This is a genomic window from Pseudomonas sp. GW821-FHT07E12, from assembly GCF_058986605.1.
This window is the reverse complement of the sequence record NZ_JBYSVX010000060.1, coordinates 1-14,945: the sequence shown is the minus strand read 5'-3', so window position 1 is coordinate 14,945 and position 14,945 is coordinate 1. Positions and strand designations below refer to the sequence as shown.

Here is a 14,945-nt window from a genome sequence, read left to right as displayed (position 1 = left end):
CACTTCTGGGCATTCGTCGGCAGCGTCAGGTGTGGATAAGAGACAGCGAGGGGCTTTACCGGTAAAGCCCCTCGCGGCTGAAGCCGCTCCTACAGAAGCCAGCCGCACAAAAGCCCGCCGCAGCCAAAAGCCGGCCGCAGCGTTCCACCGCCGGGCGGACCTGCCTGTCCGATCCCGGTAAGATGATCGGGTTGGTGCCGAATTCCCCGAAATGTCCCTCAAGATCAACGAGCTCTGCGTCAACTGCGACGTCTGTGAGCCGGCCTGCCCGAATCACGCCATCTCCATGGGCGAGACGATCTATGTGATCGATCCGGCGCGTTGCACCGAATGCGTCGGTCATTTCGATGAGGCGCAATGCGTGGTGGTGTGCCCGGTCGAATGCATCGACCCCGATCCGGACATCCCCGAGAGCCACGATCAACTGCTCGCCAAACTGCTGCGGCTGCAGCGCGACCACCCCGAACTGTACGATCAGGAGCCCCCCGCCCCATGAGAACACTCGTCCGCCACGGCCTGTTGCTGGGCCTGCTGCTGTCACCGGCCGCTTGGGCCGATCCGTCAACGACAGCAACGCCTGCCGATGCCGCCGCGCATCCGCCTGGCGCGGCCATTGCCAGCGGTCACCGTCTGGCCACCGAGGCCGGTCTGCAGATTCTGCGCGAGGGCGGCAACGCGTTCGACGCGGCGGTGGCGGTGTCCTCGACGTTGAGCGTGGTCGAGCCGATCAGCTCTGGCCTGGGCGGTGGCGGTTTCTTCCTGCTGCACGATGCCAAGAGCGGCCAGGACGTGATGCTCGACGCGCGCGAAGTCGCGCCGGCATCGGCTTCGCCGGACAAGTTCCTCGACAAGGACGGCAAGCTCGATCCGAACAAGTCGATCAACGGGCCGTGGTCGGCCGGTATCCCCGGTCTGCCGGCGGCGCTGGTCGAGTTGGCAACGAAGCACGGCAAGCTGCCGCTGAAGCAGTCGCTGGCACCGGCCATCCGCATCGCCAGCGAGGGCTTCCCGGTGTACGCGCGCATGGCCAAGGGCTATGCACAGCGAGCCGAGGTGATGGAGCGTTATCCCGGGACGCGCGAGGTATACCTGCGCAACGGCAAGCCGATCGCCGAGGGCGAGATCTTCAAGCAGCCCGAGCTGGCGCACACGCTGGCTCTGCTGGGCGAGAAGGGCTTCGATGGTTTCTACAAGGGCGAGACTGCCAAGAAGCTGATCGCCGGCGTCAATCAGGCCGGGGGCAAGTGGAACGCGAGCGAGCTGGCCTCGTACAGCGTCAAGCAGCGCACGCCGATCCAGTTCGACTACAAGGGCTGGAAGATCACCACCGCACCGCCGCCGTCGTCGGGTGGCATCGCGCTGGCATCGATGCTGCAGATCCTGGAGGGCTATGACCTCAAGGCGATGGATCCGGCGCACCGCACCCATCTGGTGGTCGAAGCGATGCGTCGCGCCTACCGTGACCGGACCTTCTTTCTGGGCGATCCGGACTTCACCGCGATCCCGCAGCGCGTGCTGCTGAGCAAGGATTACGCGCTCGGCCTGCGCTCGACGATCAACCCGGAGAAGGCCACGCCGAGCGACCTGCTGTCGGGTAATCCGACGCCGCTGGAGGACGACGAGACCACGCATTTCTCGATCATCGATGACGAAGGCAATCTGGTCGGCGCGACCCAGACGGTGAACCTGCTGTACGGCTCCGGCCTGATCCCGAAGGGCACCGGCGTGCTGCTCAACGACGAGATGGACGACTTCGCGTTGAAGCCGGGCACGCCGAACGCGTTCGGCGTGATGGGCTATGAGGCCAACGCGCCCAAGACCGGCAAGCGTCCGCTCAGCTCGATGACGCCGACCTTCATGCAGAACGCCGACAAGACCGTGGTGCTCGGCACGCCGGGCGGCAGCCGCATCATCACGATGGTATTGCTGGGCATCCTCGGCTACGACGACGGCCTGAACCCGCAGCAGGTCGCCGCGCTGCCGCGCTACCACCACCAGTGGTTGCCGGACGTGATCGAGGCCGAGACCGGCACCTTCGACGAGGCCACCATCAAACAGCTGCAGGCGATGGGACACACGCTCAAGCTGCCGGGCGACAACGCCGCTGGCGGGCGTGGTTCCAGCCACGTCTGGGGCAACCTGCAGACGGTCGAATGGGATCACCGCAGCAACACCCTGGCCGGTGGCAGCGATCCGCGTAATGAAGTGGGTGCGGCGGAAGTGCAACTGGATAGCCCGGCGCACTGATACGGATCGGGGATCGGGAGCGCATCTCCCGGTTCCTGGAGCCTCTGCCGGTTTCTCCTGTGGGAGGGACTTCAGTCCCGACAGTGAGCCGATAAGGCTTGTCGGGACTGAAGTCCCTCCCACATCGCTTCTGCATCCTGCCTGGCCCGCTTCCGAATCCTTAACGCCGCTACCTCGATAATTCCAAAATGAAACTCTGGTCGATACAAGGCAACACCCAGAAGTTGGATGGCGGCGCGATGTTCGGCAACGCGCCGCGCGCGTTGTGGGAAAAGTGGGCGCCGCCCGACGAAGCCAATCGGATCGGCCTGGCCTGCCGGGCGCTGCTGGCCAGTCCACTGGCGGGCAAGACGGTGCTGTTCGAGACCGGCGTCGGCGCATTCTTCGAGCCGAAGCTGCGCGAGCGCTACGGCATCCAGGAAGACAACCACGTGCTGATCGAATCGCTGCGCGAAGCCGGGTTCGAGCACGAGGACATCGATGTGGTGGTGCTCAGCCATCTGCACTTCGATCATGCCGGCGGCCTGCTCGCGCCATGGGTCGAGGGCCGTGCGCCGGAGCTGCTGTTTCCCAATGCGATCTATCTGATCGGCGCCACCCACTGGGAGCGGGCCAAACATCCGCATCCGCGCGATCGCGCCAGCTTCATTCCCGAGTTGCCGGGCCTGCTGGAGGCCAGCGGTAGGCTGGAGATCGTCGATGGCGCGTACTCGCGCGCGCTAGGCGAGGCGGTGCGTTTCAGCTTCAGCGATGGGCACACGCCGGGGCTGATGCTGTCGGAGATCGTCGGGCCCGAGCAGGTGCAGGGCCAGCCGCATGGCGGCGTGGCGTTCTGCGCGGATTTGATCCCCGGGCGTTCGTGGGTGCATCTGCCGATCACGATGGGCTATGACCGCAACGCCGAACTGCTGATCGACGAGAAACGCGCGTTCCTGGAGGACAAGCTCGCCCGCAACGTGCATCTGTTCTTCACCCACGATCCGGCCTGCGCGCTGGCGCAGGTGGTGCGCGACAGCAAGGGGCGCTTTTCGACCGCGCATGAGGTCGAGGAACTGCGCGCGCGTTCACTGGCCGCGTAACGGCTATTCGATCACGGCCGTTGGCTATAACGGTCGCGGTCTTGCTGCCCGGGGTGGGCAGCGGCAGTATCGGCGAATGAATCGATTCGCTCTCCTTGCACTTGTCGCGTGCTGCATGCCGCAGCTGGCCCGCTCGGCTGAAGCAGGGCCTGCGGCGATATCTCCCATCCATCTGGACCAGTTGGGTTTCCTGCCAGCGTCGCAGAAGTTCGCCGTGGTCGGGCGCCTTGCGGGTAGCGAGGCGGACGCTTCCGAATTCACGGTCGAGGATGCGCGTGGACGCACCGTGCTGCACGGGCAGCTGCAGCCCGCACGCGACTGGGCACCGGCCGGACAGGCTGCGCAACTGGCCGATTTCAGCGCGCTGGTCAAACCGGGCCGCTACCGGTTGCGCATCGAAGGTTTGCTGCCCTCCGATCCGTTTCCAATCGCGAACGACGCCTATGTGCCGGTCGCGAAAGCAGCATTGAAGGCCTACTACTTCAACCGTGCCAGCACCGACCTGCCGGAGCGCTATGCCGGACGCTTCGCGCGCGCGGCCGGGCATCCGGATACCGACGTGCGTGTGCACGCATCCGCCGCCTCGGCGACGCGCCCAGAGGGCAGCTCGATTTCCGCGCCGAAAGGCTGGTACGACGCCGGCGACTACAACAAGTACGTAGTCAACTCCGGCATCAGTACCTATACGCTGCTGGCGGCGTACGAGCACTACCCGCAGTTCTTCACCGATCTCAAGGTCAACATTCCTAACGAGGCGTCCGGCGTGCCGGACATCCTGCAGGAGACGTGGTGGAACCTGCAGTGGATGCTGACGATGCAGGACCCGGCCGATGGCGGGGTCTACCACAAGCTGACCACGTTGAAGTTCGAAAACGTGGTGATGCCGGCGCAGGCTCGTGACCAACGCTACGTGGTGATGAAGGGCACCGCAGCAACGCTCGATTTCGCCGCGGTGATGGCGGCCGCCAGCCGGATCTATGCGCCGTTCGAAAAACAGTATCCGGGCCAGTCCGCGCGCATGCTGGCGGCGGCGCGCAAGGCATGGCAGTGGGCGCGTCAACATCCTGATGTGATCTACAAGCAGCCGGCAGACGTGCATACCGGCGGCTACGATGATGCGGAACTGAGTGATGAGTTCGCCTGGGCGGCGGCGGAGCTGTATGTCGCCACCGGCGAGGATGGTTTCTACGATGCGTTCATCGCGCGCAAGGTGCCGGCCGGCGTGCCGTCGTGGGGCGACGTGGGCGGATTGGCGTGGATGACCCTGGCGCAGCATCGCGATCGGCTGACGGCGCATGCCGATCGCGAGCGCATCGTGCGTGAGATCGACGGCCTGGCCGAGAAGCTGGCGGCGCAATGGCAGCAATCGCCGTGGCGGATTGCGATGACCGAGCGCGATTTCCGCTGGGGCAGCAATTCGGGCGCGCTCAACCAGGCGATGATGCTGTTGCAGGGCTATCGCCTGTCCGGCAAGCGTGAGTACCTGGATGCGGCGCAGTCGCAGCTGGACTACGTGCTGGGGCGCAATCCGCTGGGGCTGTCGTTCGTCACCGGTCTGGGGTTGCGCTCGCCGATGCATATCCACCACCGGATTTCCGAGGCCGACGGCGTTGTCGAGCCGGTGCCGGGGATGCTGGTGGGCGGTCCGCAGCCGGGGCAGCAGGATATTGCTGGCTGCAAGATGGGCTATCCGTCGAAGTTGCCGGCGTTGTCGTATCTGGATGATGCGTGCAGTTATGCGAGTAACGAGGTGGCGATCAACTGGAATGCGCCGTTGGTGTATGTGAGTGCGGCGATTCAGGTGCTTACGCGGAAGTAGGGTCCGGGGGTTGTTGAGGAATATCCGGCTCGATCTGCTGATGCGTTGTGTGCTTATACCGTCGTCCCCGCGCAGGCGGGGACCCAGTGCCTTCCGCGCGATCTCTCTACCGTCGTCCCCGCGAAGGCGGGGATCCAGCGACTTCCGCACCGTTCTCCGCGATCCATCTACCGTCATTCCCGCGGAAGCGGGAATCCATGGACGTTGCTTTTTGGAGTTGAAGTAACGGCAACAGCAACAGCAAAGGCTTTCGCTCCTTCGGAGCGAGTTACCTTTCTTTGCTCGTGCAAAGAAACGTAACCCAAAGAAACACGCCCCAGTCCTCGCGCCCTTCGCTGCGCTACGGGTTCACTCCGCCAGCGGGATTTTCTGACGCGGCATCCGTGCCGCGGCAGAAAACGACGCACATCCATGTGCGTCGCCCTTCGGGTTTTTCCCGCTGGCTCCGTCGCTGCGGATGGGGGCCCCGGAAAGTCAAAGGCAAAGGGCAAAATCACGAGCAACGGCAACGGCAACGGCAACTTCAACCGCCTAAGCTTCGCTGGCGTGTTGATTGGCCCTGGGGCCAATCATTCCGATCAATCAGGTGTGCAGCATGATCGCTGCCGTAGCGCTCACTCCACCCTGGTGCCGAAGATGCGGTCACCAGCATCGCCCAGGCCCGGCAGGATGTAGCCCTTTTCGTTGAGGCGTTCGTCGATCGCGGCGGTGTAGACCTCCACGTCGGGGTGGGCGGCTTCCAGGGCTTTCAGGCCCTCGGGGGCGGCGACAAGGAAGATGCCCTTGATGCGGCGGGCGCCGGCGCGCTTGAGCATGTCGATGGTGGCGATCAGGGTGCCGCCGGTGGCCAGCATCGGGTCGAGGATCAGGGCGTCGCGTTCGGTCAGGCGGCCGGTCAGGCGCTCGAAGTAGGGCACCGGCTGCAAGGTCTCTTCGTCGCGCTGCAGGCCGACCACGCTGACGCGTGCGGCCGGGATCAGGGCCAGTACGCCCGGCAGCATGCCCAGGCCGGCGCGCAGGATCGGGACCAGGGTGATCTTGGCGCCGGCGATGCGCTGCACCTGCACCGGGCCGGCCCAGCCGGGCTGGGTGTGCGGCTCGGTTTCCAGGTCGGCGGTGGCCTCGTAGCCCAGCAGCGTGCCCAGCTCCGTCACCAGTTCGCGGAAGCCCTTGGTGCTCAGTTCGGCGTCACGCAGCAGGCCGATCTTGTGCTGGACGAGGGGGTGGCGGACTTCAACGATCTTCATGGCGATATCTGGCGTGGAGGTCTGCACAGTGTGCCGCAGGGCCGGCATCGCTCGCCAGTTGAGTCCTGCGCGGAGCGGTGTGGGCATCCGAAAGAGTGCGCCGGTCGCGCTCGCGCATCCACGATGTATGCGCGCTCCGCAAGCGGCTCGCTGGTCGAATTCCTGGCGCAACCATACGCGGGTTTCCAGGAGGGATTGGCCACTCGCAGATTCCTCTGCGCGACTTGCTCATCGAATCCCTGAGCGGGAAAGCACGGGCTTCAGCGGCAGGTTCGCGCGCTGTCATCCAATTGTCGTATTCCAGCGCTGACACGAACTCGACGCGCACTGATGTCGGGACAATGTCGTAACTTCGTTAAAACAACGTGTTTTGTCACTGGCATGAAACCTGTCGGAAATACGGTGTGAACCCATCGTTTACCGACATTGGGGAATTCGGCAGTGCACACCAAACATCCGTTGTTCGTGGCGATTGCTCTGGGTCTGGGCGCGGTGGTTGCAGCCTCGAACGCGCAGGCCATCGATGCCGTCGCCTCGGGTACGCCCACCGATCTCGATCGCGTCGAAGTCAGGCCGCAGCTCGAAGCGCAGGCACGTGCGGTGGACCTCAAGCGCGAATCCGATGCGATCCTCGATGCGGTCTCGGCCGACGACGTGGGCGACTATCCGGACCAGAACGTCGCCGAGTCGCTGCAGCGCCTGCCGGGCGTCAGCGTGACCCGCGACCAGGGCGAAGGGCGTTTCGTGGTGGTGCGCGGCCTGGATGCGGCGCTCAACAGCGTCAGCGTGGACGGCATCGCGATCGGTACTCCGGAGAGCGACAACCGCGCCGCGCCGCTGGATGTGATTCCGTCCGATTCCACCGAGCGCCTGAAAGTGGTCAAGTCACCGACCCCGGACATGCCGGGCGATTCGATCGGCGGTGCGATCCTGGTCGAATCGGCCTCGGCGTTCGATCGCGACGGTCGCAGCATCCGCGCCAAGCTCGAGGCCAATCACCAGCAGCTCAGCGACAAGACCAGTCCCAAGGCCTCGTTCAACTACAGCGATCTGTTCGCCGACAACACCTTCGGCGTCGCGCTGGGCGTGAACTACCAGGACCGCAAGTTCCAGTCCGACAACACCGAGGGCGAATACGACGAGATCGACAACGGCGACATGGTCATGGTCGAGCAGCAGCGTCGCAAGTACTACATCGAGCGCAAGCGGGTCGGCGCCAACCTCAATCTGGATTGGCGTCCGGACGATGACAATCGCTACTACCTGCGCACGTTGTTCAGCAGCTTCAAGGATGCTGAGACCCGTCAGGCCACGGTGATCTCCTTCGATGCCGACGATATCGAGTCCAACGGCGACGGCACCTATTCGGCGCCGGTCGACAAGATTTCCAAGCGGGTGCGCTATCGCACCAAGCAGCAGGACACGCTGGCTGCCAGCTTCGGCGGCGAGAACCGTCTTGATGGCGCGGTGGTGGATTACCAGGCCGGCTACACCAAGACCCGCGAGCGCGTGAACGACGAGCTGCAGGCCTATTTCAAGTACAACGGCGATGATCTGGATGCGACCATCGACCAGAACAGCCGGATGCCGGCCATCGCGCTGTCCAGCGACGAATGGGTCGACAACAGCAACTACAAGTTCGACAAGTTCGTGGTCACGCCGGGTCGTACCGATGACGACGAGTACAGCGCCAAGGTCAACGTGCGCTTTGACGACGAGAACGCCAGCTACAAGGTCGGCCTGCTTGGACGCTGGCGCGAGCGCAACGTCGACAAGAACGAATCCACGCTGTCCGAAGGCCCGAAGATCAACCTGACAGACTGGACCCAGGCAGCGCCCGCGCATCGCGGCAACAGTCTCGGCGAGGTACTCAGTTCCTCGGCGATGCGTGCCTACTGGGCGCAGTACGGCAATCTCTACAGCGCCGATGAGGGCGATGCCGCCGACAACGCGGTGAGCATGCTGTCGGAGGACTACAGCTCGCGCGAGGACATCCTGGCCGCCTACGCGATGGGCACCTGGGACATCGGCGCACTGCGCGTGATCGCCGGCGTGCGTGTGGAGAACACCCAGTTCAAGGCCAACGGCTACCAGATCGACGTCGAGGACAGCGAGAGCTTCAGCGTGACGCCGTTGGAGGCCAGCGCCAGCTATACCAACGTGCTGCCGGGCCTGCATCTGCGCTGGAATGGCGGTGACGACTGGGCACTGCGCGCGGCGCTCAACAAGACCGTGTCGCGGCCGGGCTTCGGCCAGATCGCGCCGCATGCGACGATCAACAATGACGACGAGGAAGTCGAGCTGGGCAACCCGAACCTCAAGCCGTACGAGTCAACCAATCTCGACCTGTCATTCGAGAAATACATCGGCAAGAGCGGCATCGTCTCGCTCGGTCTGTTCCACAAGTCGATCGACAACTACATCGTCGACACCGTGATCGACAACGATCCGAGCTACGCCGGCTACGATGTCAGCATGGCGATCAACGGCAAGAGCGCGAAGGTCTACGGCGCCGAGTTCAACTGGCAGCAGCCGTTCGACTTCCTGCCGGTCGGCTGGGATGGTTTCCTCGGCGGTGTCAGCGGCACCTGGCTGCATACCGAGTTCGATCCGGGTCTGGAAGATCGCGCGGGTGAAGACTTCACCCTGCCGCGCGCCTCCAAGAACGTCTACACCGCCTTCCTGGGCTATGAGAAGAACGGTTTCTCGACGCGGGTTTCGGTGGTGCATCGCAGCGAATACCTGGACGAGTTGGGCAAGGCCCGCAGCTACGATATCTACGTGGCACCCAACACCCAGCTCGATTTCAGCCTCGACTACCAGGTCACCGGCAACGTGCAGGTCTATTTCGAAGGATCCAACCTGCTCGACAAACCGCTGGAACGCTACCAGGGCACGCGCTCGCATACCCAGCAGTACGAGGAATATGGCCGTACCTTCGCGGTTGGCATCCGGGTGAAGCTGTGATGGCGGCAGGTTCGGCGCTGCGTTTGGGCGCATTCGTATTGGCGTGTGGGCTGATGGTTGCCTGTGCCAAGACACCTTCGGTCGATCCGGCGGTGGCGAAGTCTGCTTCCGCGTCGAAGTCCGCTGATCGCGAGCCCGACGAGGTAGTGGACAATGACCCGCTGTTGAGCAAGTCCGGGATTGCGCACGAAGTGGTGGCCGAGGCTTTCCTCACCGCATCCACGCCAGCCGACAACCTCGACTCGCCGGCCAGCTGGGTCACCCCGGACGGCATGCGCTGGGTCATCACCACTGCCAAGAAGAGTGGCGAGCTGGTGGTGTTCGATGGTGACAGCGGGCAGCGCCTGCGCAGCGTCGGCGGCAAGGGCAGTGCGCCCGGTCAGATGGATCGTCCCAACGGCATCGCTGTGGTCGGCAACCTGGCCCTGGTGGTCGAGCGCGACAACCATCGTGTGCAGATGTTCTCGCTGCCGGAGTTCAAGTCGCTGCTGACCTTCGGCGCCGAGGACCTGGGCAAGCCCTACGGCTTGTGGGCACGCGAGAAGGATGGCGGCATCGAGGTCATCGTCAGCGATAACTACATGCTCGGTGCGGATGAGGAAACCGTGCCGCCGCTGGCCGATCTCGGTCATCGCTTCCGTCGTTATCAATTGAATGAGAAGAGCCAGCGCTGGAGCGCGCGATTGACGCAGACATTCGGCGACACCAGCGAGGCCGGTGCGATCCGCATCGCCGAATCGGTGTTTGGCGATCCCGCGCACGATCGCCTGCTGCTGGCCGAGGAGGACGTCGCAACCGGCACCCGGCTGCGCGAGTACGGCCTGAGCGACGGCAAGTATCGCGGTCGCGACATCGGTGCCGATCTGTACAAGGCCCAGGCCGAAGGCATCGCGTTGCAGACCTGCGCCGATGGCAGCGGCTACTGGATCGGCACCGACCAGTTCAAGGATCGCAGCCTGTTCCACGTATTCGACCGGCAGACGCTGGCGCATGTCGGAGCGTTCGCTGGCAAGGTCACCGCCAACACCGACGGTGTGTGGCTGGACATGCACGGCGATGCGCGCTTCCCGCAAGGCGTGTTGTATGCGTTGCACGACGATCAGGCCGTGGCGGCGTTCGATTGGCGCGACATCGCCAAGGCCCTGAAGCTGAAGGAATGCGCCAAGTGAGGTCAGGGAATTCCAAAAGGTGGGACAAGCGGTTGTTGCTGGTGGCGGGCGCCACGTTTGCAATTGCAGCCTGGGCGGCCGAGCCCAATACACAGGTGCCGGCCGGGAGGCACCACTACGCGGCCAGCGGTTTCCCGGATCGCATCGTCGCTTCGCCGGCGCAGGATGCCTCGCGCGGTTTTGCGGTGATGTGGCGGACTGATGCGTCGGTGAACAAGCCGACGCTGGAGCTGGCGCTCGCCAGTGATTCGCCCGATCTGGGCACGCCGCGCCGGATCGTCGCCAGCACGGCTGAACTGCGCAGCGAGAACGGGCCGTCGCATCACCATCGTGCCGACGTCGATGGTTTGCAGCCGGACACGCTGTACGCCTACCGCGTGCAAGGCAACAACACCTGGGGTCCGTGGGAGCATTTCCGCACTGCCGCCGGCGCGGATGCGCCGCTGACGCTGCTGTACTTCGGCGATACCCAGAACAAGAACCTCAGCCTGGTCTCGCGGGTGATCCGCCAGGGTTGGCGCAGCACGCCGGATGCACGCCTGGCGTTGTTCGCGGGCGATCTGGTCAGTGGCGGCGACGGCGTGGACGACAGCGAGTGGGGCGAGTGGTTCGAAGCCGGGCGCTGGTTGCTGGAAGGCACCGCGGTGGCGCCGGCACCGGGCAATCACGAGTATTTCGAAGAGTTCGAGGACACCCCGCAGGAGCGGCGCGTGCTCGGTGGGCACTGGCCGCTGACGTTCGCACTGCCGCGCAACGGGCCTTCGGAGACGCAGCGCACCACGTACTGGTTCGACTACCAGGGCGTGCGCATTGCGGTGCTCGATGGCACTTCGGTACTGGATCTCGGCACCGGCAAGGCGCAGGCGGCATGGTTGGACAAGGTACTGGCCGAGAACCCACATCCGTGGTCGATCGTGCTGATCCACCAGCCGTTCTATTCGCCACGCGCCGATCGCGAGAACCTCAAGCTGGTCGAACAGGTGCTGCCGGTGATCCGCAAGCACAAGGTCGATCTGGTGCTGCAGGGCCACGATCACACCTATGGCCGTCGCAGTGACGAGGGCAGCACGTCAACGCCGGTGTTCATCGTCTCGGTCGCCGGTCCCAAGCAATACCGGCTATCGGATTTCGCACGCAAGACGATGAAGCCGGTTGGCGAGGACACCCAGCTTTATCAGGTGCTGCGCATCGATCCGACCCGGCTGGTCTACGAATCGCATACCGCGACAGGTCGTCTCTATGACGCCTTCGAGCTGGTGCGCGGAGGCGAGGGCAAGCGTCTGGTCGAACGCGAGGATGGCCGCATCGCCCCGCGCGACTGCGCACGGCCAAGCAGCCCGAAGGGCCGGGCGGATCGTTGCTGGGAATGAGCGCACCACTGTAGGAGGGACTCTGGGTGGCCTAGGGCCATCAGTCCCGACAGGCTTCACCGGGAAAGCATCGGGACTGATGGCCCTAGGCCACCCAGAGTCCCTCCCACAAAAACGGATTCTTGAGGGCATGCCATGAACGCGCCACGCACCATGTATCCATTGCTGTTGGCCTTGCTGCTCGCCGCGCCGTTGGCGATGGCTGACGACCATATCCGTCACCCGTTCCTGGCCGAACAGCCCAGAACCGCGCCGGAGGAAGTCAATCTGGCGGTGGAAATCCCGGCCGGAAGCTTCACCAAGTACGAGATCAACGACGAAGGCCTGGTATACGTCGATCGCTTCCAGTCGATGCCGGTGGCGTATCCCGCCAACTACGGTTCGCTGCCGCGAACGCTTGCCGGTGATGGTGACCCACTCGATGCGCTGGTGTTGACCCGCGAACCACTGCATCCCGGCGTGTTGATCCGCTTCCGTCCGATTGGCGTGCTGCGCATGATCGACAAGGGCGAGCACGACGAGAAGATCATCGGCGTGCCCACCGACAAGGTCGATCCGACTTACGCTGGCATCCGTGACCTCTCCGATCTGCCACAGATCGAGCGCGATCGTATCGAGGCTTTCTTCCGGGTCTACAAGGATCTGCCGGCAGGTCGCAATCCGGTCGAACTGCATGGCTGGGGCGACGCGGCCGAAGCGAAGGTGCTGATCGGGCAGTCGCTGGAACGCTTCGCGAAGAAGCAGAAGTAAGCTGCTTTGGCAGGGCTGACTTCGCGCCTGCCCCAGGCATCAGTGAAGTGCGATCTGCAGATTGTTTCCAGATCGTCATCCCCGTGTTCGCGGGGATGACGATGGCGTGCGTTACGCCGCCACAGCCTGTTCCCGCCGCGGTCCCTCGCGCAACGCACGACCAATCAGTCCGACCAGCAGGTCGAGCTCCTGATCGTCCATCGCGAAGTGCGGGGTGAAGCGCAGCGAGTTCTCGCCGCCGTGGATCACGTTGACGCCATGACGGCGCAGCCATTCCTCGGTCGAGCCGGCGCCGTAGCACTTGAACTGCGGTGCCAGCTCGCACGAGAACAGCAGGCCGGTGCCCTGGACCTTGGTGATCAACCCGCCCAGATCAGCCTTGAGCTGTTCCAGTTTGCGCAGCGCAGCCACACCGCGTTCGCGGATGTTGGCGCGCACCTGCGGGGTGAGCAGACCGAGCGTGGCGCAGGCCACGTCGAGCGCGCGCGGATTGGTGGTCATGGTGTTGCCGTAGGTGCCCTTGCGGTAGATCCGCGCGGCGGCCTCGGTGACGGCCAGCACCGACAGCGGGTACTGCGCAGCATTGAGCGCCTTGGAGTAGGTCTCCATGTCCGGCGCTTCCTGCTGTTCGAAGCCCGGATAGTCCACCACCGACAGCACACCGTGCGCGCGCAGTCCGGCCTGGATCGAATCGACCAGCAACAGGCTGCCGTGGGCGCGGGTCAGTTCGCGTGCGGCGGCGTAGAACGCCGGCGGCAAGGCGCGGCCGGGATCGCCTTCGCCCATCACCGGCTCCAGGAACACCGCTTCGATGAACCAGCCGTTGCGTTCGGCGTCGGCGAAGGCCTTGCGCAGCGCGTCGACGTCGTAGGGTGCGATCGCGATCACCGAGTCCTCGCCGCGATAGCTGGCCAGGTACTGCATGTAGGTCTTGCGGCTGGAATGCGAATACAGCCCGGGGCGATCGGTGCGGCCGTGGAAGCTGCCCTTGACCACCAGGCGCTTGATCGTGGCGCCGGCATGGCGTGCGCCCGGATCGGTCTGCAGCTTGGCGTTGGTATCGACGATGCGCGTGGCCAGGCCGACCGCTTCCGAGCCGGAGTTGAGACACATGAACCGGGTATACGGACAGCCGCCGGCACGTGTGTGGCCGATCTCCTTGCGCAGCACCGTATCGAGGCGCCGCTGGGACAGGCTGGGTGTCATCACGTTGGCCATCACCTGCGGGCGGGCCATCGCCTCCAGCACCACGTCCGGGGTGTGTCCGAAGCCGAGCATGCCGTAGCCACCGGCGTCGTAGAGCACCGCACCCTTCAGTGTCACCACCCACGGCCCGCGCGCGGTCAGGGCGATGTACGGGGTCACGCAGTCGTCGGCATAGAAGTTGATGAAGCCGCCCTGGACCGCCTCGATCTGCGCGCGTTCATCCAGGTCCAGCAGCTCGGCGAACTCGTCCTTGATGCGGACGTATTCGGCGGCGGCGGCGTCCAGCGCCTGGCGCAGCGCCGGATGTGAATCGGCGAGGCGTTCGATCGCCGCATCGTCCAGACCGTCGGTGAGACGGAGGCCGGCGTGGGCGCGCAACGGGGCGAGGGTATCGCTCAGGGACATACGGCTCTCCGGGTTGTGGCTGGGTGGTTCGCTTTGCTCCCGGACATCGAGGTGCGGGCTTTGCGAGGGCGTGCGCTCAATTTAGCGGTAGATGGGCGTCGTTTGGCAGCTGTGAAACGTGCATAATCAAGGCATGTTCCGTCGTTTAGACGAAGGTATTCTGCAAAATGAAGCTGACCGCCGCCGATGAAGCCCTGCTCGCGCTGTTGCGCGAGGATGCCCGCGCGTCCACCGCGCAGATCGCGCGCCGGCTCGGCGTGTCGCGCACCACGGTGCAGAGCCGGATCGAGAAGCTGGAGCGCCAGGGCACGATCAGCGGCTATACCGTGCGGGTGCATGACGCCGTGGAGCAGGCCTATATCCGCGCCCACATCATGATCACCGTACTGCCCAAGCAGATGCCGCAGGTGGTGAAGGCACTGCAGGCGATGCCCGAGCTGCGCGAGCTGCACTCGGTGAGCGGTCCGTACGATCTGGTGGCACTCGGCGCGGCCGCCACGGTCAGCGAGCTGGATGTGCTGACCGATCGCATTGGCGCGCTCGATGGCGTGGGACGTACGACCTCGGCGATTGTGTTGTCGACTAAGTTCGCGCGCTGACGCGCGGGATTGGGGGGGGGGGGGGGGGGGGGGGGGGGGGGGGGGGGGGGGGGGGGGGGGGGGGGGGGGGGGGGGGGGGGGGGGGGG

At 64.8% G+C, this 14,945-nt stretch carries 11 protein-coding genes; 9 read left to right on the top strand and 2 right to left on the bottom strand.

Annotated features, from left to right (window positions below; genetic code table 11):
• The first annotated feature begins 211 nt into the window (after positions 1–211).
• The 4 genes from AC3WJE_RS20195 to AC3WJE_RS20180 all read left to right on the top strand — a co-directional run bounded on the left by AC3WJE_RS20195 (position 212) and on the right by AC3WJE_RS20180 (position 5,145).
• Positions 212–496: a YfhL family 4Fe-4S dicluster ferredoxin gene (locus AC3WJE_RS20195; protein ID WP_493732631.1), complete on the top strand. Its 285-nt coding sequence runs from the start codon at positions 212–214 to the stop codon at positions 494–496.
• On the top strand, positions 493–2,247 hold the full coding sequence (gene ggt, locus AC3WJE_RS20190; protein WP_493732630.1) for a gamma-glutamyltransferase: 1,755 nt from the start codon (positions 493–495) through the stop codon (positions 2,245–2,247). The genes AC3WJE_RS20195 and ggt overlap by 4 nt, the downstream gene beginning before the upstream one ends.
• Positions 2,248–2,435: 188 nt before the next feature.
• Positions 2,436–3,326, top strand: coding sequence for an MBL fold metallo-hydrolase (locus tag AC3WJE_RS20185; protein ID WP_493732629.1), 891 nt, complete (start codon positions 2,436–2,438; stop codon positions 3,324–3,326).
• Between the two features lie 115 nt (positions 3,327–3,441).
• Positions 3,442–5,145: a glycoside hydrolase family 9 protein gene (locus AC3WJE_RS20180; RefSeq protein WP_493732628.1), complete on the top strand. Its 1,704-nt coding sequence runs from the start codon at positions 3,442–3,444 to the stop codon at positions 5,143–5,145.
• A gap of 614 nt (positions 5,146–5,759) precedes the next feature.
• Here AC3WJE_RS20180 and upp read toward each other — a convergent pair.
• Positions 5,760–6,392, bottom strand: a complete 633-nt coding sequence (gene upp, locus AC3WJE_RS20175) for a uracil phosphoribosyltransferase (protein ID WP_493732627.1) — start codon at positions 6,390–6,392, stop codon at positions 5,760–5,762.
• A gap of 441 nt (positions 6,393–6,833) precedes the next feature.
• On the opposite strand from upp, the gene AC3WJE_RS20170 reads away from it, so the two are divergent.
• The 4 genes from AC3WJE_RS20170 (at position 6,834) to AC3WJE_RS20155 (ending at position 12,648) form a co-directional block, all read left to right on the top strand.
• Positions 6,834–9,359 (top strand): TonB-dependent receptor, encoded by a 2,526-nt coding sequence (locus AC3WJE_RS20170; protein WP_493732626.1) that lies wholly within the window; start codon positions 6,834–6,836, stop codon positions 9,357–9,359.
• Positions 9,359–10,528, top strand: coding sequence for a hypothetical protein (locus tag AC3WJE_RS20165; RefSeq protein WP_493732625.1), 1,170 nt, complete (start codon positions 9,359–9,361; stop codon positions 10,526–10,528). The genes AC3WJE_RS20170 and AC3WJE_RS20165 overlap by 1 nt, the downstream gene beginning before the upstream one ends.
• Positions 10,525–11,898 (top strand): purple acid phosphatase family protein, encoded by a 1,374-nt coding sequence (locus AC3WJE_RS20160; protein ID WP_493732624.1) that lies wholly within the window; start codon positions 10,525–10,527, stop codon positions 11,896–11,898. The genes AC3WJE_RS20165 and AC3WJE_RS20160 overlap by 4 nt, the downstream gene beginning before the upstream one ends.
• 135 nt (positions 11,899–12,033) lie before the next feature.
• A complete protein-coding gene (locus AC3WJE_RS20155; protein WP_493732623.1) occupies positions 12,034–12,648 on the top strand; it encodes an inorganic diphosphatase in 615 nt (204 codons plus the stop codon).
• Between the two features lie 111 nt (positions 12,649–12,759).
• Here AC3WJE_RS20155 and AC3WJE_RS20150 read toward each other — a convergent pair whose 3' ends face one another.
• Complete coding sequence (locus AC3WJE_RS20150) at positions 12,760–14,259, bottom strand: aminotransferase class III-fold pyridoxal phosphate-dependent enzyme (protein WP_493732622.1); 1,500 nt, start codon at positions 14,257–14,259, stop codon at positions 12,760–12,762.
• Positions 14,260–14,426: 167 nt separating this feature from the next.
• Between AC3WJE_RS20150 and AC3WJE_RS20145 the strand changes: the two genes are divergently transcribed.
• Entirely contained in the window at positions 14,427–14,858 is a 432-nt protein-coding gene (locus AC3WJE_RS20145; protein ID WP_493732621.1) for an Lrp/AsnC family transcriptional regulator, read from the top strand.
• Positions 14,859–14,945: the final 87 nt, after the last annotated feature.

Excerpts from the sequence above, each read along its gene's own strand:
- AC3WJE_RS20165 (WP_493732625.1), top strand. The coding sequence starts at position 9,359 with ATGGCGGCAGGTTCGGCGCTGCGTTTGGGCGCATTCGTATTGGCGTGT.
- upp (WP_493732627.1), bottom strand. The coding sequence starts at position 6,392 with ATGAAGATCGTTGAAGTCCGCCACCCCCTCGTCCAGCACAAGATCGGC.
- AC3WJE_RS20155 (WP_493732623.1), top strand. The coding sequence starts at position 12,034 with ATGAACGCGCCACGCACCATGTATCCATTGCTGTTGGCCTTGCTGCTC.
- AC3WJE_RS20195 (WP_493732631.1), top strand. The coding sequence starts at position 212 with ATGTCCCTCAAGATCAACGAGCTCTGCGTCAACTGCGACGTCTGTGAG.
- AC3WJE_RS20145 (WP_493732621.1), top strand. The coding sequence starts at position 14,427 with ATGAAGCTGACCGCCGCCGATGAAGCCCTGCTCGCGCTGTTGCGCGAG.
- AC3WJE_RS20185 (WP_493732629.1), top strand. The coding sequence starts at position 2,436 with ATGAAACTCTGGTCGATACAAGGCAACACCCAGAAGTTGGATGGCGGC.
- AC3WJE_RS20180 (WP_493732628.1), top strand. The coding sequence starts at position 3,442 with ATGCCGCAGCTGGCCCGCTCGGCTGAAGCAGGGCCTGCGGCGATATCT.
- ggt (WP_493732630.1), top strand. The coding sequence starts at position 493 with ATGAGAACACTCGTCCGCCACGGCCTGTTGCTGGGCCTGCTGCTGTCA.
- AC3WJE_RS20150 (WP_493732622.1), bottom strand. The coding sequence starts at position 14,259 with ATGTCCCTGAGCGATACCCTCGCCCCGTTGCGCGCCCACGCCGGCCTC.